The organism is Mycolicibacterium chlorophenolicum (genome assembly GCF_001044235.1).
Classification (GTDB): domain Bacteria; phylum Actinomycetota; class Actinomycetes; order Mycobacteriales; family Mycobacteriaceae; genus Mycobacterium; species Mycobacterium chlorophenolicum.
This window is the reverse complement of sequence record NZ_JYNL01000064.1, coordinates 875,086-897,070: the sequence shown is the minus strand read 5'-3', so window position 1 is coordinate 897,070 and position 21,985 is coordinate 875,086. Positions and strand designations below refer to the sequence as shown.

The following is a 21,985-nucleotide window of genomic DNA, read 5'->3' as shown; positions in this document are numbered from 1 at the left end:
CCACGATGACGGCCTGACTGGGACCCACCTGGCACCGGCTAATCACGCCCTTGGTCTCGGTGGTCACTGCCGAGTGGCGAGGGCTATAGGTATCTGCAGACCTGATCGGGGCTACAGGTTTCGGGCTCTGGGAGGGCTGCATCGTCGCGGAGCGCAGCCACGTTGTCGCGAAGTGTTGTGAGGTCGGCGATCTGCGCGTCGATGTCGGCAAGGCGCGCGTCCAGCAGGTCACGTACGTGGCCGCAGGGAGCTTGGCCGTGGTCGCGGATGTCGAGGATCTGCTTGATCTGGGCGAGGGTGAGCCCGGCCGCTTGGCCGCGGTGGACGAAGTCGATCCGGCTGACCGCGTCGGGGGTGTAGTCGCGGTAGCCGGCCGGTGTGCGTTCGGCCGGGGGCAGCAGCCCTTGCTCTTCGTAGAACCGCAGAGTCTTGGTGGTCGTGCCTGCCGCCTCGGCGAGTTCTCCGATCCGCATCCCGGCCTCCATCGTGTCGCAGGTCTCGCTTGACCTTCCCCTTTACTGGAAGGTCCAGTATCGCTGCATCAGGAGCGTTTCCCAACAGTTCTGGGAGGAATCGGGATGCAGACCAGGTACGACCTCGCGATCATCGGATCCGGCGGCGGTGCGTTCGCGGCGGCCATTCGTGCGACCTCTCTGGGCAAGTCGGTGGTGATGGTCGAGCGTGGCACGTTCGGCGGCACGTGTGTGAACACCGGCTGCGTGCCGTCGAAGGCACTGATCGCAGCCGCGGAGGCCCGGCACGTGGCCGCGGACGCGCCGACCCGGTTCCCGGGCATCGCCAGCGTCGCGGGCGCGGTGGACATGCCGGCCCTGATCGGCGGAAAGCAGGATCTCGTCGAGGCCCTGCGGGGTGAGAAGTACGTCGACGTCGCCGACTCCTACGGTTGGCAGGTCCGCCGCGGCAACGCCGCGTTCGCCGGCACTCCGGATTCGCCCCTGCTCGAGGTCGCCGCGGCGGATGGCAGCGTCGAGACCATCGAGGCAGCGCAGTACCTGGTGGCCACCGGGTCCCGTCCCTGGGCCCCGCCGATCCAAGGGTTGGAGGAGGCCGGGTACCTGACCTCGACTACGGCGATGGAGTTGACCGAGGTCCCCGACTCGCTGCTGGTGCTCGGTGGTGGCTACGTGGCCCTGGAGCAGGCGCAGCTGTTCGCCCGGCTCGGGTCGACGGTGACCCTGCTGGTTCGGTCCCGGCTCGCGTCGAAGGAGGAGTCGGAGGTCTCCAAGGCGCTGCAGGAGGTCTTCGCCGATGAGGGCATCCGGGTGGTCCGCCGAGCGGTCCCGACCCGCGTGACCCGCGACGCCGCCACCGGCCAGGTGGTGGTGACCGCGGACGTCTCCGGTGGCGCGCAGGAGTTCCGCGCCGACGAGGTTCTGGTCGCTCTCGGCCGCCGACCGGTGACCGACGGGCTCAACCTCGACGCGGTCGAGGTGAAGACTGGCGAGGTCGGCGAGATCGTGGTCACCGACCAGCTGCAGTCCTCCAACCCGCGGATCTGGGCGGCCGGTGACGTGACCGGGCACCCCGAGTTCGTCTATGTCGCCGCCCACCACGGCACCGTGGTCGCCGAGAACGCCTTCACCGACGCCGAGCGGTCGGTGGACTACATGCGGCTGCCCCGGGTCACGTTCACCAGTCCCGCGATCGGCGCAGTCGGGATGACTGAGGCCCAAGTCCTCGCGGCCGGGATCCGCTGCGACTGCCGGGTGCTCCCGCTGGAATACGTGCCGCGAACGCTGGTCAACCGGGACACCCGCGGCTTCATCAAGATGGTCGCCAACGCCGACACCGGCGAGATCCTCGGCCTGACCGCGGTCGCCAAGGACGCCGGCGAACTGGCCGCCGCGGGCGTCCACATCATCGGCAAGACCATCGCCGAGGTCGCCGACGCCTGGGCGCCTTACCTGACCATGACCGAGGGCATCCGGATCGTCGCGAAGGCCTTCACCACCGACGTCTCCAAGCTCTCCTGCTGCGCCTGACCCGCACCCACCCCACTCAACGAAGGAGGCATCCGCGATGTCGGACCTCAGCACCCAACTGCCCCAACGACTCACCCGACCCGAGGAGACCGGCCTTGACGCCGGCCTGCTGATCCCGCTGCTGCGGCTGCTCGTCGACGGCGACCCCGTCACCGTCGAGCAACTCGCCGCGGCTGCGAGCCGCACCCTCGATGACGTACGGCGCGGTCTCGCGGCGGTGCCGGACACCGAGTACGACGATCAGGGCCGGATCATCGGCCAGGGCCTCACCCTGCGCCCCACCCCGCACCGGTTCACCGTGGCCGGTGAGGAGCTCTACACCTGGTGTGCGCTGGACACGCTGATCTTCCCCGCCCTGCTGGACCGCCCGGCAAAGGTGGAGTCGGCCTCCCCGGTCAGCGGCGAGCCGGTTCGGGTCAACGTCGACCCCACAGAAGGTGCAACCAGCGTCGATCCGCCCACCGCGGTGGTGTCGCTGGTGAACCCGGAGCAGATCACCTCGATCCGTTCCTCCTTCTGCAACCAGGTGCACTACTTCACCTCCCCCGAGGACGCCGCGGGCTGGCTGGCCGAGCACCCCGGCGCGGAGGTGGTCCCGGTGGCCGAGGCGTGCCGGATCGGGGCCGCCCTCGCCACCGGCCTGCTCAACCGCCTCCAGGCGCCCGCCGCGGCCGACGACAGCCACAGCTGCTGCTGACCCATACCCACTGAAGGGAATGAGAACACCGATGATGTCCAACCACGACGATCGCCCGGGAGGCAGCGGCCTGCTCCTCGGAGCCGGCGCCGCGCTGCTCATGGTCGCCTGTTGCGCCTTGCTCCCCATCCTCATCGCCGGTGGCGCGATCGCCGGTATCGGCGCGTTCCTCCGCAACCCGTGGGTCATCGGCGCCGGGATCGCCCTGGCGATCCTCGCGCTGATTGCCATCTCCCGCCGCGGCGGCGGCACCGCCGGCCACGGCTGCTGCCCGCCCATGCCCACCAACGAAAACGTCGACCCGAAGGACGAGCAGAACCGATGAGAATCACCCGCCGCCACCACGCCGCGCTCTCGATCGCCGCCGTACTCGCCGCCGGATCGCTGACCCTGACCGCCTGCGGCAACAGTGCCGACCCCGCGACCGCCGGTTCCGGTTCACCCGCCACCGTGACCAGCGTCGATGGCCAGCAGATCAGCCTGCCCGCCAACGGGAAGCCCACCGCGGTGTTCTTCTTCTCCGTCGGGTGCGGCGAATGCGTCAACGGCGTCCGGTCCCTCGGCGAGGCCGCCACCACCGCCGAGAACGCCGGCACCGTGGCAAGCTTCCTCGCCGTCGACATGGACCCCGGCGAATCCAAGGCCCTGATCGGCGACTTCATGGAGTCCGTCGACGCCGAACACGTACCGGCCGCAATCGACGATGGCGCGGCACTCTCCCGGCGATTCGAGGTGGCCGCTCTGTCCACCCTGATCGTCGTCGACGCCGACGGCACGGTGACCTTCCGCGCCACCGACCCCGACGCCGCGACGATCACCGCCGAACTGGCAAAGGCCGGAGCCTGACCCATGGGCGGACTGCTCACCCTCGCCTTCGCGGCCGGCATGGTCGCGCCCGTGAACCCGTGCGGGTTCGCGCTACTCCCGGCCTGGATCACCCACACCCTCGGCGACACCGATGCCTCAACGGTCCCGGTGCGGCTGCTGCGGGCGCTGCGGGCCGGTCTCGTGTTGGCGGTGGGGTTCGCCGGCACCCTCGCGGCAGCTGGCCTGGTAGTCAGCGCCGGCGCCCGAGGGCTGATTCGCGCCGCGCCGTCGCTTGGCCTGGCCGTCGGCATCCTGCTGGTGGTTCTCGGCCTGTGGATGCTAGCCGGACGCTCGGTCTCGGTGCGGGTGCCTCGGATCCCCGGCCGGGCAGCCGCGGGACTCCCACCCACTGCCCGGATGGCTGCGTTTGGGGTCGGCTACGCGCTGGCTTCGCTGTCGTGCACGTTCGGGGTGATCCTCGCGGTCATCGCGCAGGCGCAGGCCACCTACAGCTATGCCGGGCTCCTGCTCGTCTTCGGTGTCTACGCTGCTGGCTCGGCGACCGTCCTGCTGCTGCTCGCCCTGGCCACCGCCGCGGCAGGCAGCGGACTCACCCGCCACGTCGCGCGATTGGCCCGCCATGGCCCACGGGTCACCGCTGTCGTCCTGCTGCTCACCGGCGCCTATCTGGCCTGGTACTGGTACCCGGCGGCCACCAGCGACGCCCCGGTCGCCGCGGGCCGTGGTGGCGGACTCACTGACGTCTCCGCGGTGGTCTCCAGCTGGATCCAGACACGGGCGACACTCATCGGCGCGCTCGCTGCCGCGTCTGCGCTGGTAGTGCTGGCGCTCGGGGTTCTCCAGCGACGCCGCCGGATCCTTCGGGGGCGCCCGATGACCACGCGGGACAGCACGCAGTGACAGCCCACCGGGTGCGGCGTGCGCACGAAACAGGCTCGGTTGATTGCGTCACCGCGACGCGTTCCCTGACCGGGTCGACGCCAGCCGGTAGGAGTCGGTACCAGTTTCGATGATGTTGCCGCCGAAGGTGAGGCGGTCGACGATGGCCGCGCACAGGCGCGGGTCCGTGAAGGTCTTGGTCCAGCCGGCGAAGCCCTCGTTGGACGCGATTGCCACGCTGTTCTTCTCCTCTCGCTCGGTGAGGACCTGGAAGAGGAGTTCGGCGCCGCGGCGGTCCAGTTCCATGTAGCCGAGCTCGTCAATGCAGAGCAGGTCGACGCGGCCGTAACGAGCGATCGTGCGGGCCAACTGCTTCTCATCGGCTGCTTCTACAAGCTCGTTCACCAGCCTCGTGGCGAGGGGGTACTTTACCCGGAATCCCTTTTCCGCGGCTGCGGTCCCCATGCCGATGAGCAGGTGAGACTTGCCGGTGCCGGAATCCCCGATCAGGCACAGCGGCTGGCCCTTCCGCACCCACTCGCCGGTCGCCAACTGGTGGATGGTGGCGGGGTTGATGTTCGAGTTGGCGTCGAAGTCGAAGTCCGCGAGGAACTTGCTCCGCGGGAACCCGGCGCCGTTCACGCGCCGGATGGTGGACCGACGGTCGCGGTCGTCGCACTCGGCCAGGAGCAGCTCGGCGAGGAATCCGGTGTAGGTCAACTGGTCCTTGTTCGCCGCCGCGACCGCGTCGCCAAGCAGGGCCCGCATGGTCGGGAGCCGGAGCCTCCGGCAGGCCTGGTCGACCGCCGCTACGGCGGCTTCCTCGGTCAGGACGCGGCGGCGGCGCAAGGTGGTGGTCACGCTGGTGACTGTGCTCATCGGGGTGCTCCGCTCTCATCGGGACTCATCGGGTCGGGGTGGTGGTCGGTGCCGGTGCGGCGGCCGAGCAGTTGCTGGTATTTCTCCATCGACGGCAGCGGCCGGGTGTCGGGCGGGAGGCCGGCGATGACCGCGGCCGGGTCGAGCAGCAGGCGTTCGGTGAGGGACACGACCTTCCGGCTGCGCTTGGCGTCGCCATCTCGTCGTTCGCCATCGCTGGGCTGCGCAACGGGATGACGGTCTGAACTGGCCCCGGTGGGCGCTGCGAGGGTGGTGTGCAGGCGTGCTTCGACCGCGACCACATCAGCTGAGACTGCACCGACGCTCACTGCGGCGAGCAGCCCGGCTTCGACTTCGTCGGCGGCCATGGCGCGGTGCAGTAGGAGCACGTCGATCAGTTCCCGGGTGCCGACCGCATCCCCGAGCCGCCTGCGGGCGTTCGCCCAGAACGCCTCATGCGCAGGCGTGAACGCCCCCGATTCGCGGGCCTGCGCCAACGCGGTGGAGCCTGGCAATGCGCCCGGCTTACCCTTGAGCACCTCGAGGTAGTGGTCGAGGTTCACCGACTGGCCACCCCTTGTGATGACGCGGGCGTGCCGGGCGATCTGGAGTCGGCCGTCGAACACGACGACCTCGGATGCGCGCAAGGAGACGCGGACGCGGCGGTGGATGAACCGCGCCGGGACGGAGTACCGGGCCATGCGGACGGTGATCATCGCGGAGCGGTCGACCATCGGGTTCAGCATCAGCCCGGGGTCGAACCCCTCGACCGGGAGCGGCGCGAGGTTCTCGCGTTCGGTCGCGAAGTCCTCGCCGACGGTCCGGATCCGCGACGAGATCCGTCGGCGGTCGTCGGCGGCGTCCAAGGCACGGACCTTCTCGTTCAGCTCGTCGAGCGAGTCGACGACGGGCATGGGCACGAGGTGCTGGCGGCGGAACCGGCCGACGTCGCCTTCCACACCGCCCTTCTCATGTGCCCCGGCGATGCCCGGCTGGCAGTAGAACGCGTCGAACCCGAAGTGAGAGCGGAACAGCACCCAGCGGTCGTTCTCTACCCGCTCACGACCGCGCGCGTTGACGACCCGGGTGACTGCGGCGGTGAGGTTGTCGTACCGGACGTGCCGGGCGGGGATGCCGCCGATCTCGTTGAACGCGGCGATGTGGCCCTCGAGGAACGCCTCTTGGCCTTGGGTGGCGTAGATCCGGTGCACCGCCTTCCCGGAGTAACTCAACCTGAATGTGAAGAGGAAGACCTTCGTCTTCACCCCGGCCAGGATGACGTAGAGCTCGCCGAAGTCGACTTCTGCTTCTGCGCCTGGCGCGTGCTCCTGGGGGATCATGACTTCGACCCGGCGGCCAGCTTCGAGGCCGATCTGCGTGCGGCGGATGCGGACGTAGTCGCGAACCGTCGAGTACGACACCTCAATGGCGTCGTGTTCCTCGATGAGGCGGACGTGGATCCGGCGGGCGGTGTGCCGTTGCTTCCGCGGCGCCTCAAGGTCGGCGCGGAGCATGTCGTCGATGGCCGACTTGAACGGATCCAACCGGGGCGAGGAACGCACCGGGGTCTTCCGCGGCGGTGGTTCCGCGGACGTGAGGGCCCGGCGAACGGTGCCGCGTCCGACTTGGTGCTTGCGTGCGAGCGCTCGGATCGACATGCCCTCGACCCGGGCGTCCCGACGGATCGCAGCGAACAGTTCCACACGCACCCTCATCCCGAAACCCACTTCCGGTGCCGCGAGGACCGCTGGATGCGGGTCCTCCTGACGCCACGGAAGTGGGTCCAGATCAAGCCGTCACGACGCCACGCCGAAGCCCGGGTGGGTCCCGAATCAGACCGTCACACTGGTCCCGAATCAGACTGTCACCGCCATGGGTCCAGATCAAGCCGTCACGACGCCACGCCGAAGCCCGGGTGGGTCCCGAATCAGACCGTCACACTGGTCCCGAATCAGACTGTCACCGCCACCGAAGGGCTCATCGCCGCGGCGTTCACCCACCGCGACTCCCGCGCCGGAGATCCGGATCTGCACACCCATGTCGCGATCTCGAACAAGGTGTCCTATGTCGACGCCAACGGGGTACGCCGCTGGCTCGCGTTGGACGGCCAACCCCTGCACCGCGTCACCGTCGCGGCCTCGGAGTTGTACAACACCCGCCTGGAAGCGCACTTGATCGCCAGCCTCGGTGTGCGGTTCGTCGAACAATCGCGCGGGTGCGGTAAGCGGGCGGTGCGCGAAATCGCCGGAATGTCGGCGGAATTGATGTCGCGGTGGTCGAGCCGGCGCGCAGCGATCAAGGCCCGTGCCGCCGAGCTGGCCAAGCAGTTTCAGGCCGATCACGGCCGCGAACCGACCAACGTGGAGATCATCTCGTTGGCTCAGCAGGCGACGCTGGAATCGCGCGAAGCCAAGCACGAGCCGCGCTCGTTGGCAGAGCAGCGCCACGTGTGGCGCACCCAGGCTGTCGANTCGTTGGCTCAGCAGGCGACGCTGGAATCGCGCGAAGCCAAGCACGAGCCGCGCTCGTTGGCAGAGCAGCGCCACGTGTGGCGCACCCAGGCTGTCGAGGTCCTCGGGCACCACGGTGTGAGCCAGATGTTGGCCGACACGTTGGCCGCACCGCAGACCACCCGCGAGACCGTGACGATCGACGAGGAATGGATCGCGTCGCGCGCTGGCGAACTCATCGCCACGGTGGCCGAAACGCGCTCCACCTGGCAGCGCCACCATGTGCGCGCCGAAGCGCTGCGCATGNACGGTGGCCGAAACGCGCTCCACCTGGCAGCGCCACCATGTGCGCGCCGAAGCGCTGCGCATGGCCCGCGCCCACGACGTGGCGCACGATGTCGCATTGGTCGACAAGCTCACCGAAACCGCCCTCGGGGACACGTTTTCCATACCGCATGCCCGCGTCGCCGACGCCGAGCTGGGCGAGCCCGTGGCGTTGCGTCGCCGCGACGGTGCCAGCGTCTACCGCCGCCACGGCGTCGAGGCCTACACCAGCCGCGAAATCCTGGCTGCCGAGCGCCGGATTCTGGACGCGGTGCACCGCAGCGACGGCCGTGTCGCATCTGCGGCGGATGTCGAAATGGCACTAGCCGACTCGGCCGCGGGGGGGCGCACCCTCAACCCCGGCCAGGCCGCGTTGGTCTCGGAGATGGCGACCGCGGGGCGCCGTGTCGCACTCGCGCTCGCCCCGGCCGGAACCGGCATGGGGGCGCACCCTCAACCCCGGCCAGGCCGCGTTGGTCTCGGAGATGGCGACCGCGGGGCGCCGTGTCGCACTCGCGCTCGCCCCGGCCGGAACCGGCAAAACCACGGCCATGGCGGCGCTAGCCCATGCGTGGCGCAGCTCGGGCGGCCACGTGATCGGTTTGGCCCCCACCGCCGATGCAGCGATCGTGCTCGGGGAGGACCTGGGCGCGGTCACCGACACCCTCGACAAGTACGTCTGGTCGGCCGATCCCGACAAGGCCGCGACATCCCGTGTACCCGACTGGTTCACCCAGGTCGGACCCGACACCCTCATCGTGGTCGACGAGGCCGGCAANTCACCGACACCCTCGACAAGTACGTCTGGTCGGCCGATCCCGACAAGGCCGCGACATCCCGTGTACCCGACTGGTTCACCCAGGTCGGACCCGACACCCTCATCGTGGTCGACGAGGCCGGCAAGGCCGCCACTGCCGGGCTGGACGCAATGATCACCGACGCGCTGCGCAAGGGTGCCAGCGTGCGCCTGGTCGGGGATGACGGGCAGCTCTCCTCGATCTCGGCCGGCGGCATTCTGCGCGACATCGCCGAAGCCACCGACGCGCTCACCTTGAGCGAAGTGGTGCGGTTCANGGCAGCTCTCCTCGATCTCGGCCGGCGGCATTCTGCGCGACATCGCCGAAGCCACCGACGCGCTCACCTTGAGCGAAGTGGTGCGGTTCAAGTCGCCCGCCGAGGCCGCAGCCGGACTCGCGTTGCATGACGCCGACCCGGCCGGAATCGGCTTTTACATCGACCATCACCGCATCCATGTCGGCACCGACGAGACCGCCGCCGACATGGCCTATCAAGCGTGGCGCGCCGACCAAGCCGCCGGCGGAGATTCCATCCTGCTCGCCCCCACCAACGACATCATCAACGAGCTCAACGCCCGGGCCCGCGCCGATCGCCTCGCCGCGGATCCGGACGCGGCGACGGCCCCCTCGGTGATGCTGGCCGACCAGCTGCACGCCAGCGTCGGCGACACCGTCCGCACCCGCAAGAACAACCGGCGGATCACGATCGGACGCAACGACTTCGTGCGCAACGGTTACCGCTACACCATCACCGACGTCCTGCCTGAAGGCGGCGTGAAAGCCCGGCATCTGCGCAGCGGGCGCATCGTCACGCTGCCGGCGGACTACATCGCCGAGCACGTCACACTGGGCTACGCGGCCACCATCGACTCCGCGCAGGGATTGACCGCAGGCGGGCGCGCTACTCGAGGCACCTGCCACATCGTCGGCTCGGACATGCTCACCCGCCAGCACCTCTACGTCGCCATGACCCGAGGCACCGACGAAAATCACCTCTACCTGTCGACCGCCGAGGGCGACCCCCACCGCCTGCTCTCGCCCAAGGCCACCCACCCCGACACCGCAGTCGACGTCCTGACCAGGACGCTGGCCCGCGACGGCGCNTCCCCTCTACCTGTCGACCGCCGAGGGCGACCCCCACCGCCTGCTCTCGCCCAAGGCCACCCACCCCGACACCGCAGTCGACGTCCTGACCAGGACGCTGGCCCGCGACGGCGCTCAAGTCTCGGCCACCACCGCCGCCCGCCAGGCCGCCGACCCCGCCGCGCGCCTCAAGGCTGCGGCCGACATGTACTACGACGCACTCGGCGCGGCCGCCGAGAACCGCCTCGGTGTCGGCGCCCGCNGCCGCCGACCCCGCCGCGCGCCTCAAGGCTGCGGCCGACATGTACTACGACGCACTCGGCGCGGCCGCCGAGAACCGCCTCGGTGTCGGCGCCCGCGACCGCCTCGATGCGTTGGCCGACGAGATCATTCCGGCGCTCAGCCAGCGCGAAGCCTGGCCAGTGCTGCGCCGCAACCTGTCCATCCTGGCCCTTCGCGGCGCGAACCCGCGCGAGCTGCTCACCGAGGCGCTGGCCAAGGGCAGCGTCGCCGATGCCGCCGACCCCGCCGCGGTTCTCGATCACCGCATCGACCCCGTGGGAACCCATTCGGCCGGCATCGGAGTGCTGCGTTGGCTGCCCGCGATCCCCCAAGCCCTGGCCGACGATCCGCAATGGGGCGCCTATCTCGCCCGGCGCGAGGCGCTAGTCGAGGGACTGGCCACCGAGATCCGCACACGTGCCCGCGCCTGGACCAACGCCAACGCCCCCGCCTGGGCGCGCCCCCTGATCACCGTCAACCCGGTCCTGACCGCCGAGATCGCGGTGTTCCGCGCCTGCACCGGAGTCGACGAGGCCGACACCCGCCTCACCGGTGCCCGCCAATTCCCGGTGCGCACCCGCGACGTCCAGTCCGCACTGCACCGCTACGCCTCCGCCGACATCGGCCGCCGCAGCGCCGACACCACCCGCTGGAACGACCTCATCGACAGCATCGACCCACGGCTGCGCTCGGACGCCTACTGGCCGCANCATCGGCCGCCGCAGCGCCGACACCACCCGCTGGAACGACCTCATCGACAGCATCGACCCACGGCTGCGCTCGGACGCCTACTGGCCGCAGCTGGCCACCCAACTGCTCCAGGCCGCCCGCACCACACCTGACCTGCGCCAGATCATCACCACCGCCGCCCACCAAGGCTCGCTGCCCGACGAGCTCCCCGCCGCCGCACTCTGGTGGCGCATCGCCGGCGCGCTGTCCCCGACCGCCACGCTGGCCACCACCCATTCGCGGCTACGCCCGCCCTGGGTCAGCGACCTCGACGTGGTGTTCGGGACCGCGCTCGCCGAGACCATCACCTCCGACCCCGCCTGGCCCGGCCTGGTCGCCGCGATCAGCGCCGCGGACCCGCGCAAGTGGACACCGCGCGACCTGCTCCACGTCGCCGCCGAGCAGCTCGCCGACGCCGCACACGACGACCAGCCGATCCCGCCCGGCGATTACGCGCGCCTGATCACCTACACCGTCGATGCGTTCACCCATCGCCTGCACGCCCGCCTCGGCGTGGACTTCGACGACCTGCCCACCCCGCAGGACGCGCCGCCCGATCCCGCCGAGGAAGCGCTGTTCCCCCCGGACCCCGAAGACCCCTCCACCCACAGCCTCGATGAGCATTCGCCCTTCGACGACCATTTCGACATCGCCCCGCCCGAAGACATCGACGCCCTCGAATACGGGTCGCAAGAATATGCCGGTCTTGAATTTGAAGACTTCTCAGCAAATCGCCCTACCCCGGAATTGGGCATCACCATGGAATCACTTACTGCCCTGCGCGCCGAATACCGCATTGTTCACGACCACATCAGAACTTTGGCCGCCGACATTCGCGCCGGAAATGGTCCCGCGACGCGCGCGGCCGCCGGCGATCTGCTGCGCATGCGCGGCCAGGTCGACGCCGACCGCCCCTACCGCCACGCCGTCACCAACGTGATGGAGCAGTGGGCCGATGCCGACGCCGCCTACAACGAAACCCTGCGTCTGGTCGAACACTCTCGCACCCAGCTCGACCTCCTCCTAGCCACCCACGACGCCGATGAACTCGACATCATCTCGGCCCGCCAAACGGTCGCCTTCTACACCGGACTGCTTCCGGCACAACCGCCGTCGCTGCAGTTCCAGCAGACCCTCGCCGACGCTCAAGCCGCCCGAGCTGCGGCGGCCGGCGGCACGATAGTCACCGAGAACGACATCGTCATCGCCCGCGGCGACGCCGAGCGCGCTGACCTAGCTGAACTGGCCGCACTGCGCCAGCGTCGACGCGAGCTGCACCGCGACATCGAACGCGCCGACCGCGACATCGCCACCGCGTTCGCCGCCGCCCAAACCGCCACCTCCGANCCGCACTGCGCCAGCGTCGACGCGAGCTGCACCGCGACATCGAACGCGCCGACCGCGACATCGCCACCGCGTTCGCCGCCGCCCAAACCGCCACCTCCGACACCCTCGACCAGCTCCTCGAATCCGCCCGCGCGGAAGTCGAACTCCTGCAGCTCGCCGGCCACCTCGACCCCAAGAGCGTTCCGCTGCTCATCCCCGGCTCCGCTCTGTCCGGCCTCGAACCTCAGACCGGCGATCGGCTCAAGTCCCTGGCCGCACTCCCCTACCGGCTCCCCGTCGTCGGTGCCGACATCGAGGACAGTGAAACCGCCGCAGCGCTCTACACCCTGCGCAGCACCGCCAACGCCGACGACCGGAAGGTGTTGTGGCTGGGGGCATCTGAGTCCAGTTCAGCCCCGGCCCGCGATGCCGAACTGGCCGACACCATCACCACCATCAGCCACNCCCAAGAGCGTTCCGCTGCTCATCCCCGGCTCCGCTCTGTCCGGCCTCGAACCTCAGACCGGCGATCGGCTCAAGTCCCTGGCCGCACTCCCCTACCGGCTCGCCGTCGTCGGTGCCGACATCGAGGACAGTGAAACCGCCGCAGCCCTCTACACCCTGCGCAGCGCCGCCAACGCCGACGACCGGAAGGTGCTGTGGCTGGCAGCGTCTGAGTCCAGTTCAGCCCCGGCCCGCGATGCTGAACTGGCCGACACCATCACCACCATCGGCCACGCGCACCAGCAGGTCAGCGACCACCAATGGATGCTGCCGCCCGGAGCCATCGTCGTCATCGACGATCCCGCGACCGCTGACCCCGGCCAGCTGATCGACCTCGCCCGCCACGCCATGGCCGCAGACGCCCGGGTCATCCTCATCGAACACAGCACCAATGCAGGGGCCAGCTCCTCGGCGGTGCGGCTGCTCACCCAATCCCTGCCCTGGTGCACGACCCTCACCGCCGCGCCCACCGAGCCCTCAGACCCGCTGCTGGAGCCGGTGCCGGCGGTTGCCCTGGCCGATCGCCTCGGCCGCACCCACCTCAGCGAATCGTGGCGTCACGTGCTCACCCAGTACGACGGTGCGGCACGCGCCGCGCGCGCGGCGCACCGCCGCCACCTTGCCTTGGGATGGCGCACACCCGGGCCGGAGGTCGACGGTCCGGAGCACACCCTGGGCGCCGGCATCGATGACTAGATCACCGGAGGCAGCCGGGTCGTGCGTACGTCGACCTGCTCACGCAAACCTTTCCAACTGGCGTGCCGGAGGCCCCGCCCAGGCACCCACTCGCGAAACGCGACCTCTCCCACGTGCCGGGGCTCTACCCATCGCCAACCCTGTTCATCGACAGGGGGATTCACAACCGGGGGCACCTCGCGCACAAGCGGGTGCAGGACCTCGAACAGATGTCGGCGCATCACCGCGCTGAACCCCGTGCCGACCTGGCGCCGGCTAGCTCCAACGCACCGTCGTCGCGGTGGCCGGCCAGCAGCAGCGCCCCGACTCGCCCCGGCGGACCTGCGAACGCCACCACTGCAAGTTCGGCACTCTGTCGCACTGGGCTCTTCACCCACCACGGCGAGCGGCCCTCCCGATACGGGGAGTCCACCCGCTTGGACACGATGCCCTCCATATGGTGCTGAGCAGCTACCTCCAACATGTCCGCTGCCGGCACACCGAAGAACGCCTTGGGCACCGTTACCACCGCGGACTCCTCCACGATCAGCGACTCCAGTACCTCGCGGCGCTTGACGTACGGCTCGTCAGTGAGATCCCGGCCGTCGACCGCGAGAACGTCAAAAGCTATGAGCTGCACGGGAACCGAGCGGAGCAGGTCGGGCTTCGGCCGCCGATTCTGAGGCCACCGCCGCTGTAGTCGCGTGAACGACGGACGCCCCTGTGCATCAAGGGCCACGATCTCTCCGTCGAGCACCACCGCCCGCCCGCCCACGGCCTGACTCACCAAAGCCAACTCCGGGAACGTCAGCGACACGTCGGCACCATTGCGCGAGAAACTGACGACCTCGCCGCGATCGACAATGAGATTGGCGCGCTGGCCATCAAATTTCCACTCCACAGCCCACCGGTCACCACTGGGCGGCGGACCGAGGGTGGCCAGCATCGGCGCCGACGTCCCCCGCCGGCGCACCACAGAACGCCCAGCGGCCACTCGTTGACGGTACGCCCGCCACGCAACACACCTACATGGGCTCGAACCGGAATCGCACGTCCTGCTCAGGCCGACGCTGCGGCCATCCGCTGTCGACGCTGGCGAGTCTGGATCGCACTGTCGTAGATATCGATGAACTGGCTCCAGTCGGGAATCTGGACACGGCGCCCCGCGGTACCCCGAAGCAGCAACTGCGCCTCCTCGTAACTTTGTGGAAGCAGTTCCTGCCAGTCGATGATCGCGCCCAGTTGCGATGACTGCGAACGGCTTCCACCGTTCGGCTCGTAAGACTCTGTGCGCCGCGTCCCCAGCCCCTGCCAGTGCGACGCTTGCTCGAGCAGGTGGCGCTCATGGGCCCCGTACATCACGACGGTGCCGGGGAAGATGTCGCGCAGCGCGTCGGCATACTTCGGCCCGTACACGACGTCGAAGTGGCTGGAGGCCTGCACGGTGGCCATGATGTTGACGCCCAGACCCGCCGACTCGCCAACGTAGTTGAGCAGCGCGGGTAGCGGGCAGGAGTTACACACCTCGTCGAGTTCGAGCAGCAGTCGATGTTCAAGCTGGTGCTGAGCGGTGCGTTTGCGGAAATGGCGGATGATGGAGTCGATCAGCGCTACCGCCGCGCCGGCGACGGTGCCGGTGTTGGGTGCGATGACGAACAGGCTGGCGTCAGGGTCGCCGAGCATGGAGACATCGAAGGATTCGATGCTCAGCTCATCGACTGCGCTGAGGCGGTCGAGATGCTCGGTGGCGCTGAGCCCGAGACGCACCCACGGCGTGACTGCCTTGGAGACGGTGATGGCCACGCTGTCGCGCATGCGGCTGTTCATCGTGAGCACGCGCTGCATCGGGTCGGAGAGCATCGGGTGCGGACACAGTGCTGCCGCGGTCATCCAAGACGGTGTGGCTTCCAGCGACATCTGACCGCCGCCGTGGCCGTCCTCCTCGTCCTCGACCCCGAGATTCTCGACGGCTTCCAGGACCCAGGGCATGCCCTGACTGTTGCCTTGGGGGCTGGCCGCGTACAGCAGGCACGCCAGTGGGCGGCTCGCCGTCGATTCCCACAAACCGCCAGCGGCCACCGTCTGGCCGCTGGACGCCCCGCCGAAACCGACACCGGAGGTGGCGAGCATGGTCTCGGCGACGGTGAGAGCTTCGTCGGCCGACCCAATCGACGCAGTGGGATCACTGACCATGGACCGCACCCCCTCCGGCCAGGCGAGCGTCTTCTCCGGGCGCAGGTCGATGACCCCGGTCGGGCCCGTGACTCCGCGGCGCATGAGCACCAGTTCGGCGAGGTCCTCCTTGCTGGACACGGCCACCAGCGGGCCTGGATGAAGTACCGCGGCCGGGGCGAGTAGGCGTCGGGTCTTGCCGGTGCGCGTGGGTGCGCTGATCGCCAAATGCGGTGCGCCCTGGACCTTCTCGTACTGCTCGTCGTTGTTGACGACCAGCCCGCAATAGGGGTTATAGGGCTCGGGTCGCTTGCTCATGGGCTACATCGTGGCGGGCGGCACGTGTAGCAGTCCACCACCAGAGCCGGATTAGCCAACTAGTACGTTTTCGTTGGATGCACGGACCCCAGAGACCGCGCGAGAATCGGTGGCCACTGAGTGTTCAACTGGTGACTCCGCGCAGTTGAACACTCAGAGCGCTAGGAGTGCGACGACCACCATGCGTAAAGGCCTTCCAGGCTGGTGGCGGGTTGAGCGGCACGAACGGCGCTGAGCAGCAGCTTGTCGTCTTCGGTCCACACCACCACGGGCTGCCCTCCCTGCAGTCCACAGAAAACAGTTCCCCGCACAATGTTCGGGCTGTCGTTCCGACGCCACGCTCCCGGCGTTCACTCACCCTTTCGACAGTTGTCGACAAACCTAGTCGGACATGGTACAAATGCCTCCATTTACTCCCCTTGGGGTGTAGCCGCCGGTTGGCAACTTTCTGACGCTCTCGGGCTCATTGTTTCGATCTATCTGTAGTGTCGTCTGCGTGTGATGTGGGTTGCGAATCTGGGGACACCCCGCAGTGTCGTCGCGTGAACAGCGGAGATGACGTCGTTAACAACTGTGCGCGGCATGGCCGCCGGCCCTAGTCGGCAGGCCCTCGGACTTCCATAACGAGGACCATCGACCCTACGCATCAACACTGTAGGAGCGGATTCTGGGCGGCAGACAACGCTTCAACGGTGGTGAGGTGGTTTAAAGTTATGTATGACGGCGACGGCTGGATGTGGGATCACGGCTGCGGATGGGGTTGGGGCGGCTGGATCCTGATGGGTCTGCTTATGGTGGTGTTTTGGGCGGTCGTGATCACGTTGGTGGTCCTGGCCATCCGCTATTTCACCGCCGATCGCAGCAGCGCCCGCACCGGCTGGCCTGGCCTGGGTCCCAACCGCGCAGAGGATCTCCTGGCTGAACGATTCGCCCGCGGCGAGATCGATGAGGACGAGTTCCGACGTCGCATGGCCTTACTGCACGAACACCGGTGAGCGCGATGTCGACTCAGCGTTTGCGGCTTGTTCTGCTTATCGGCCTGGCGGCCCTCGTGCTCGGGGTGGCCAGCACTTTCGCCGTGGCAGCGGTTGCGCCTGGTACTCGAAGTGCTGGACCCGCCGCGCCCATCCGGCCGTACCCTTACGCACCGCAGTCCTGTGAGGTGCCTGCGTTGCCGGGCACGGTCGTCAATGTCACCCTCACCGACATGCCCGGCAGCATGATGGGGCCGGGCATGATGATGGCGCCGGGCATGATGATGGGGCCGGGCATGATGGGGCCCGGGATGATGGGACCGGGCATGATGGGACCAGGTCCTGGCGGGCGATACGGCCATGTCGCACCGAATCAGGCATACCCGTGGGCGGGTATGCGGATGATGAGCATCCTGATCGACCCGACCACGGTGCGCGCCGGTGAGGTGTCATTCCGGGTGCTCAATACCGGGCTGTGGATTCACGAGCTGACCGTGCTGCCGCTCGGTGCGGGCGAAAATTTGGGCCAGCGACGCATCGGGACGAACAACCAGGTCGATGAATCGGCCAGCCTGGGCCATGTGGAGGCCAGCTGCGGCGCCGACGAGGGCGATGGCATCCCTCCCGGTGCTGCGGGCTGGACGACCATCACGTTGAAACCTGGCCGCTACGAGTTGATCTGCAATATCGCCGGCCACTACTAGGCCGGGATGTATACCGAGCTGACGGTCACCGGCTAATTCACGCCGGACCGCTGAAGCAGTTCACGCCGGACCGCTGAAGCAGCGGTCGTGCAGATGCACGATCAACGGTGATCTGCGCGACCGGCCCCGTAAAATTCTTGGTCGGGCCCGACCCCGCTGACCTGATCACCGGTGCCACGCTAAAGACGGGATAACATCGCGGGGGACGTCCGTAACACCCGCGCGATCCGTTCGGTAGGCTCGGCTCCGACGGCAGAGCCGATGGGTCCCTTCCTCGGTCTGGACGCTGACGACGCGGCCGAGCTCGGCCGATTGTTGACCTTCCTTAGCGACTGGCTGGCCAGCGACCCCAACCGGCTGAGGTGTCGCTGCACGACTACGTTGCGGCGCCCGACCACCTCGGCGCCTCCTGCCGCATCGACGAACTGCGCGCTGACATTGAGCGTTACGCTCGACTGCTGCTCGGTTATGACGCCGCCGACCGGTTCTTCAGGAAAGCCCCGGTCAGCCCCAAAAGATCGCTGTGGGATCCCGAGCCACTGGCAAGCAGCCCCGATATTGGCCGTCCGCGACACCAGGCCACCAGCCCATAGGCATCGAAACGCAGGTTACGGTCGCGCCAGTACAATCACCACACCGCGGGTTCTCCCCATAGCCCAGCCGAGCGATCGGGAAACGGGTCCAGTGCGAATCCATATCCGCTCGCCGCGCCCGCCGGCACTCGACGATCGTCAGATGACGCTCCGCGACGTCAATCTCGATCTGCACCTCGTATATGCCTCGGGCACCCGTCTTGACATCATCGCTGCACTCTCACAATATCCGTCTCCGCGGCAGACCCCTCATACGACTAGTGTGCAACTCGTCCCGTTGCGACGTTCGCTGGGATCCGGCCCGTCACACCGGGGCCATGTCGGGTTGACATTGCCAGGCTACTTCATGCAGATCGCAGCCGTTTTCAGCCAGAATGCCGGGCAGCAGGGACCGACGGTTCCGATGACGATGGGGATCCCAGCCGATTCGTCGCTGCAGATCGCCGGTATGGCTCGCACGCGGCCGATGGGAGGTCGCTGATCGGGGGCGCGGCGCGTTTCGATCGCGCGTTGTTTCGCTGATCGGTAGGGTTTGGCATTGAGTTATCCCGCTCGCCAATTTCCTCAGCACCACTCCGAGCATGGGTGTAGTGAGCCCTCTGGTATGTGGCCAGTGTGCCCGGCGCGGTGGGCGAGCTTGTCGGGGTGCAGGATCACCACGGCGTTGGTCTCCAGCCGGATCCAGCCGCGGTCGGCGAAGTCGTGCAGTGCCTTATGTGTGGCCTCGCGGCCCGCGCCGGCCAGCTGCGCGATCTCCTCTTGGGTCAGCTCGTGGGTCACCCGCAGCGTGTCGCCGTTACCGGTGCCGAATCGGTGGGCCAACAGCAGCAGTTGTCGGGCGACGCGGCCGGGCACGTCGGTGCCGCTGTGTTCGGCCAGCGTGTCGGTGGTGCGGCGCAGCCGTCGCGCCAGCGTCTGCAGCAGCTGTTCGGCGATCTCGGGGCGATCGGCGATCCAGGCGCGCAGCCCGTCGCGGTCCATCCAGGCCGCGCGCACCTTGGTGATCGTGGTCGCGCTCGACGTGCGGGGCCCGGGATCGAAGACAGACAGTTCACCGAACATGTCCGAGGGCCCCAAAATGGCCAGCAGATGTTGGCGACCCCGGGGAAAGCGGCGCCCGATTTTGACTTTGCCGGATCTGATGATGTAGAGCCGGTCGCCGGGCTCACCTTCGGTGAAAACGGCCTGCCGGGCACCAAACACGATCGGATGCAGCCGCCGCCGCAGCGCCGCCGCAGCGGCCGGGTGCACAGCCTCCGCAATGGCGGCACCGGCCAGTACCTTGTCCACCAGAGCCCCCTGAGCGAACGCCGGAATCGGTGATGCCGGCCTGCTGATCCCGCGCGAGCACCCGCCGATCCCCTCACCGGCGGGTGATCGCACCACCTTGCGGGACGAACCTGGGTAAACGTGGGTCTGGACCGCAACCGGCCGCACCTAGACGTGTCCCGCCGCCCCAGAGTTTTCCGGCCGCGGGTGAACCGCCAGTAGCCACCAAGGAAAGCCGACGTTACCCGTTGCTCACCGCCCGGGCGAGGTCTCGACGAGCTCGCTGGATCAGCCCAGAGCCGGCGCAATTGCGTCACGCGCCGCCGCCCCAATGCACCGGCCACCCACCGGCCTGCTCCAGAACGGACATCGGCGTCAGATCGCTGCCCCCGACTACTGGTCCCGTCTGCTCGGTGATGAGGTCTCGGGCCGCGAGTTGTTGGCGCAGTTCGGCCAGGTTGCCCTCAGCGGCAACGGGATGCGGCGTCGCTGACGGCGCGTTGTGCGGTGACCCGAGGACCCGCAACAGGGATAAAGCGCCGATCGAGAGCGTAGAGCAGCCGTGTGATGGTGCGCTTGTCCTGCTCGTCGTCCTCGAGCTGAGCCCGAGCGCGTCCTGCCTCAAAGAACGCGCCGCGGGCCAGGCTGTGGCCGATCCGGTCACGAACCTCGGTGACTCTGGCGTCAACCTCGGCGAGTTCACTGACCAACAAGCGCCGAAAGTAGGCGCCTTGTTCAGCGTCGGCCACCCGGGCGATCCCCGCCGGATCATCCGATGCGGGCAAGTGCGGCAACTGCATCACGTGTCAGGATAGCGCAGGTGCCGAACCCGGACCGGGGGCACACCAGTGCCAGCGGGCGCGCACGCGCCCGCCACCCTCGCCGATCACCGTGATAGTGATCGGCCCAATGTAGAGCTGCACCGGCACCGCGATGGCCGCGACGCGGCCGCGGGTGATCTCCTGGACCGTCGCCTCGATGTCCTCGGGGTAGTGGTTGCGGCCGCGGATGATGAGGAGGTCCTTGATGCGGCCGACGATGAACAGCGCGCCGTCGTGCACGAAGCCGAGATCCCCGGTGCGCAGCCACGGGCCCGCGGGCGTGCCGGGTGACGGGTCGGTGATCGTCGCGCCGAAGCACTGCTGCTCCTCGGCGGTCCTGCTCCAGTAGCCGGCGGCGACGTTGTCGCCGCACACCCAGATCTCCCCGACCGCGTCGGGCGCGCATTCCGACGACGTGTCGACGTCGACGATGCGCACCACCGGTGAGGCGGGCAGCGCGTAGCGCACCAGCGCCGAACCCCCGGAGTCGCGTCGACGTACGCGGCCCGCCGACAGCTCGTCGGTGTCGAAGCGCAGCACCTCCGCCGATTCGTTCCACGTGCCCGACGCAACGAAGACCGTCGCCTCGGCCAGACCGTAGGAGGGACGCAGCATGTGGTCGCGAAAGTTGAAGTGCGCGAAGCGATCCGCGAAACGCTCGAGGGTGGCCGGGTCGACGCGTTCGGCACCGTTGATGATGCCCAGCACGCCGCCGAGGTCCAGCCCGGCCAGCTCGGCGTCGGTGGTCTTGCGGGCCGCCAGCTCGAAGGCGAAGTTCGGTGCGGCCGAGAAGGCACGCTCGTTGCGGGCCAGCGCCCGCATCCACCGCGCAGGCTGTTCCAGGAACGCCACCGGGCTCGTCAGGTCGGCGCGGAAGCCGCCCAGGATCGGCGCGCACACCCCGAGCACCAGACCCATGTCGTGATAGAAGGGCAGCCACGACACGATCGTCAGGCCCGTCGTCTGCTGACCGGCGAACAGGCTGCGCATCAGCTGCTCGAAGTTCACCGCCAGGTTGCGGTGGGAGATCATCACGCCGGTGGGCAGCCGCGTGGACCCCGAGCTGTACTGCAGGTACGCGGTGTCCGGCAGGTCGGTCGCGACGAGGCCCGCCGCGCTGTCGGCGTCGAGGTCGAGCGCGTCGATCTCGAGGATCCGCGGCGCCGGATCCAGCCGGGCGCTGTCGACGTAGTCGCCGACGTCGGTGGCGGCCGCGGACGTCGTGAGGACCACCGCCGGGGTGGTGTCGGCGAAGACGGCGCTGACCCGCTCGTGACTGGACCCGCGGTGCGGCAGCGGCAGCGGCACCGCGACGAGCCCGGCCTGCATCGCGCCGAGGAACGCCAGGATGTACTCCAGTCCCTGCGGGCCGAGGATCACCGCCCGGTCGCCTGCGGTGCCGTACGCCTGGATCTCCCGCGCCACGGCCATCGTCTGGCGGGACAGCTGCGCCCAGGTCAGGGTGTGGGCGCGGCCCGCAGGGTCGTCGGCGTAATCGGTGAACGCGAACGCGGTGTCATCGGGACGCAGGGCCGCGCGGCCGTGCAGCATCGACAGCACCGACGACGGTCCGGTCGACGTCACGACGCGTCCACCGTGAATTCAGCGAGAAGCTCGCTCATCCGTACCCCCGACCACTGACGTTTCCGTAGTTTCACACACCTCGACCGCCACCGCG

General features: G+C 68.6%; 17 protein-coding genes and 7 pseudogenes. 15 read left to right on the top strand and 9 right to left on the bottom strand.

What is annotated here, in order from left to right; translation table 11 throughout:
- Positions 1-83: 83 nt before the first annotated feature.
- A complete protein-coding gene (locus MCHLDSM_RS26565) occupies positions 84-473 on the bottom strand; it encodes a heavy metal-responsive transcriptional regulator (RefSeq protein WP_006246584.1) in 390 nt (129 codons plus the stop codon).
- 105 nt (positions 474-578) lie between these two features.
- Here MCHLDSM_RS26565 and merA point away from each other — a divergent pair, with 105 nt between their 5' ends.
- The 5 genes from merA to MCHLDSM_RS26540 are packed head-to-tail and all read left to right on the top strand — an operon-like array spanning position 579 to position 4,428.
- Entirely contained in the window at positions 579-2,003 is a 1,425-nt protein-coding gene (merA, locus tag MCHLDSM_RS26560; protein WP_006246583.1) for a mercury(II) reductase, read from the top strand.
- A 37-nt stretch (positions 2,004-2,040) separates the two neighbouring features.
- Complete coding sequence (merB, locus tag MCHLDSM_RS26555; RefSeq protein WP_006246582.1) at positions 2,041-2,700, top strand: organomercurial lyase MerB; 660 nt, start codon at positions 2,041-2,043, stop codon at positions 2,698-2,700.
- Positions 2,701-2,731: 31 nt separating this feature from the next.
- The gene (locus tag MCHLDSM_RS26550; protein ID WP_006246581.1) at positions 2,732-3,025 is read left to right on the top strand and encodes a mercuric ion transporter MerT; all 294 of its coding nucleotides are present in this window, start codon (positions 2,732-2,734) and stop codon (positions 3,023-3,025) included.
- Positions 3,022-3,546: a TlpA family protein disulfide reductase gene (locus tag MCHLDSM_RS26545; protein WP_006246580.1), complete on the top strand. Its 525-nt coding sequence runs from the start codon at positions 3,022-3,024 to the stop codon at positions 3,544-3,546. Before MCHLDSM_RS26550 ends, MCHLDSM_RS26545 begins: the two co-directional genes overlap by 4 nt.
- A gap of 3 nt (positions 3,547-3,549) precedes the next feature.
- Positions 3,550-4,428 (top strand): cytochrome c biogenesis CcdA family protein, encoded by an 879-nt coding sequence (locus tag MCHLDSM_RS26540; RefSeq protein WP_048472691.1) that lies wholly within the window; start codon positions 3,550-3,552, stop codon positions 4,426-4,428.
- A gap of 48 nt (positions 4,429-4,476) precedes the next feature.
- Here the strand turns inward: MCHLDSM_RS26540 and istB are convergent, their stop codons facing one another.
- The gene (istB, locus tag MCHLDSM_RS26535) at positions 4,477-5,286 is read right to left on the bottom strand and encodes an IS21-like element helper ATPase IstB (protein ID WP_048472690.1); all 810 of its coding nucleotides are present in this window, start codon (positions 5,284-5,286) and stop codon (positions 4,477-4,479) included.
- On the bottom strand, positions 5,283-7,001 hold the full coding sequence (gene istA, locus MCHLDSM_RS26530; RefSeq protein WP_008720624.1) for an IS21 family transposase: 1,719 nt from the start codon (positions 6,999-7,001) through the stop codon (positions 5,283-5,285). Before istA ends, istB begins: the two co-directional genes overlap by 4 nt.
- Positions 7,002-7,253: 252 nt before the next feature.
- On the opposite strand from istA, the pseudogene mobF reads away from it, so the two are divergent.
- The 6 pseudogenes from mobF to MCHLDSM_RS35155 all read left to right on the top strand — a co-directional run.
- Positions 7,254-7,756 (top strand): annotated as a pseudogene (gene mobF / locus MCHLDSM_RS39830) (MobF family relaxase); the annotation flags it as partial.
- 287 nt (positions 7,757-8,043) lie between these two features.
- A pseudogene (locus MCHLDSM_RS40575) lies at positions 8,044-8,838 on the top strand (AAA family ATPase); the annotation flags it as partial.
- 1 nt (position 8,839) lies between these two features.
- Positions 8,840-9,133, top strand: a pseudogene (locus MCHLDSM_RS40570) (AAA family ATPase); the annotation flags it as partial.
- A gap of 30 nt (positions 9,134-9,163) precedes the next feature.
- Positions 9,164-9,960, top strand: a pseudogene (locus tag MCHLDSM_RS37455) (AAA family ATPase); the annotation flags it as partial.
- A gap of 1 nt (position 9,961) precedes the next feature.
- A pseudogene (locus tag MCHLDSM_RS40565) lies at positions 9,962-10,202 on the top strand (hypothetical protein); the annotation flags it as partial.
- Between the two features lie 2,540 nt (positions 10,203-12,742).
- Positions 12,743-13,477: pseudogene (locus tag MCHLDSM_RS35155) on the top strand (MobF family relaxase); the annotation flags it as partial.
- Here MCHLDSM_RS35155 and MCHLDSM_RS39805 read toward each other — a convergent pair.
- The 3 genes from MCHLDSM_RS39805 to MCHLDSM_RS26505 form a co-directional block, all read right to left on the bottom strand.
- Positions 13,474-13,698, bottom strand: a complete 225-nt coding sequence (locus MCHLDSM_RS39805; RefSeq protein ID WP_234714194.1) for an ATP dependent DNA ligase — start codon at positions 13,696-13,698, stop codon at positions 13,474-13,476. The pseudogene MCHLDSM_RS35155 and the gene MCHLDSM_RS39805 overlap by 4 nt on opposite strands.
- Positions 13,698-14,450 carry an ATP-dependent DNA ligase gene (locus MCHLDSM_RS26510; protein ID WP_234714193.1) on the bottom strand — a complete coding sequence of 251 codons (753 nt, stop codon included), beginning with the start codon at positions 14,448-14,450 and terminating at the stop codon, positions 13,698-13,700. Before MCHLDSM_RS26510 ends, MCHLDSM_RS39805 begins: the two co-directional genes overlap by 1 nt.
- Before the next feature lie 65 nt (positions 14,451-14,515).
- Positions 14,516-15,946, bottom strand: a complete 1,431-nt coding sequence (locus MCHLDSM_RS26505) for a type IV secretory system conjugative DNA transfer family protein (RefSeq protein WP_014805470.1) — start codon at positions 15,944-15,946, stop codon at positions 14,516-14,518.
- Between the two features lie 713 nt (positions 15,947-16,659).
- On the opposite strand from MCHLDSM_RS26505, the gene MCHLDSM_RS26500 reads away from it, so the two are divergent.
- From MCHLDSM_RS26500 to MCHLDSM_RS39795, 4 genes are all read left to right on the top strand, one after another.
- On the top strand, positions 16,660-16,941 hold the full coding sequence (locus MCHLDSM_RS26500) for an SHOCT domain-containing protein (RefSeq protein ID WP_048472688.1): 282 nt from the start codon (positions 16,660-16,662) through the stop codon (positions 16,939-16,941).
- Between the two features lie 5 nt (positions 16,942-16,946).
- Positions 16,947-17,624, top strand: coding sequence for a hypothetical protein (locus MCHLDSM_RS26495; protein ID WP_048473005.1), 678 nt, complete (start codon positions 16,947-16,949; stop codon positions 17,622-17,624).
- A gap of 362 nt (positions 17,625-17,986) precedes the next feature.
- Positions 17,987-18,217 carry a hypothetical protein gene (locus MCHLDSM_RS39800; protein ID WP_158021545.1) on the top strand — a complete coding sequence of 77 codons (231 nt, stop codon included), beginning with the start codon at positions 17,987-17,989 and terminating at the stop codon, positions 18,215-18,217.
- Positions 18,218-18,359: 142 nt separating this feature from the next.
- The gene (locus MCHLDSM_RS39795; RefSeq protein WP_234714192.1) at positions 18,360-18,698 is read left to right on the top strand and encodes a hypothetical protein; all 339 of its coding nucleotides are present in this window, start codon (positions 18,360-18,362) and stop codon (positions 18,696-18,698) included.
- An 83-nt stretch (positions 18,699-18,781) separates the two neighbouring features.
- Here the strand turns inward: MCHLDSM_RS39795 and MCHLDSM_RS26490 are convergent, their stop codons facing one another.
- The 3 genes and pseudogenes from MCHLDSM_RS26490 to MCHLDSM_RS26480 all read right to left on the bottom strand — a co-directional run.
- Positions 18,782-19,507: a Crp/Fnr family transcriptional regulator gene (locus MCHLDSM_RS26490; RefSeq protein WP_048472687.1), complete on the bottom strand. Its 726-nt coding sequence runs from the start codon at positions 19,505-19,507 to the stop codon at positions 18,782-18,784.
- 443 nt (positions 19,508-19,950) lie between these two features.
- Entirely contained in the window at positions 19,951-20,286 is a 336-nt protein-coding gene (locus MCHLDSM_RS26485; RefSeq protein WP_014805475.1) for a hypothetical protein, read from the bottom strand.
- A 116-nt stretch (positions 20,287-20,402) separates the two neighbouring features.
- Positions 20,403-21,858: pseudogene (locus tag MCHLDSM_RS26480) on the bottom strand (fatty-acid--AMP ligase); the annotation flags it as partial.
- Positions 21,859-21,985 lie beyond the last annotated feature (127 nt).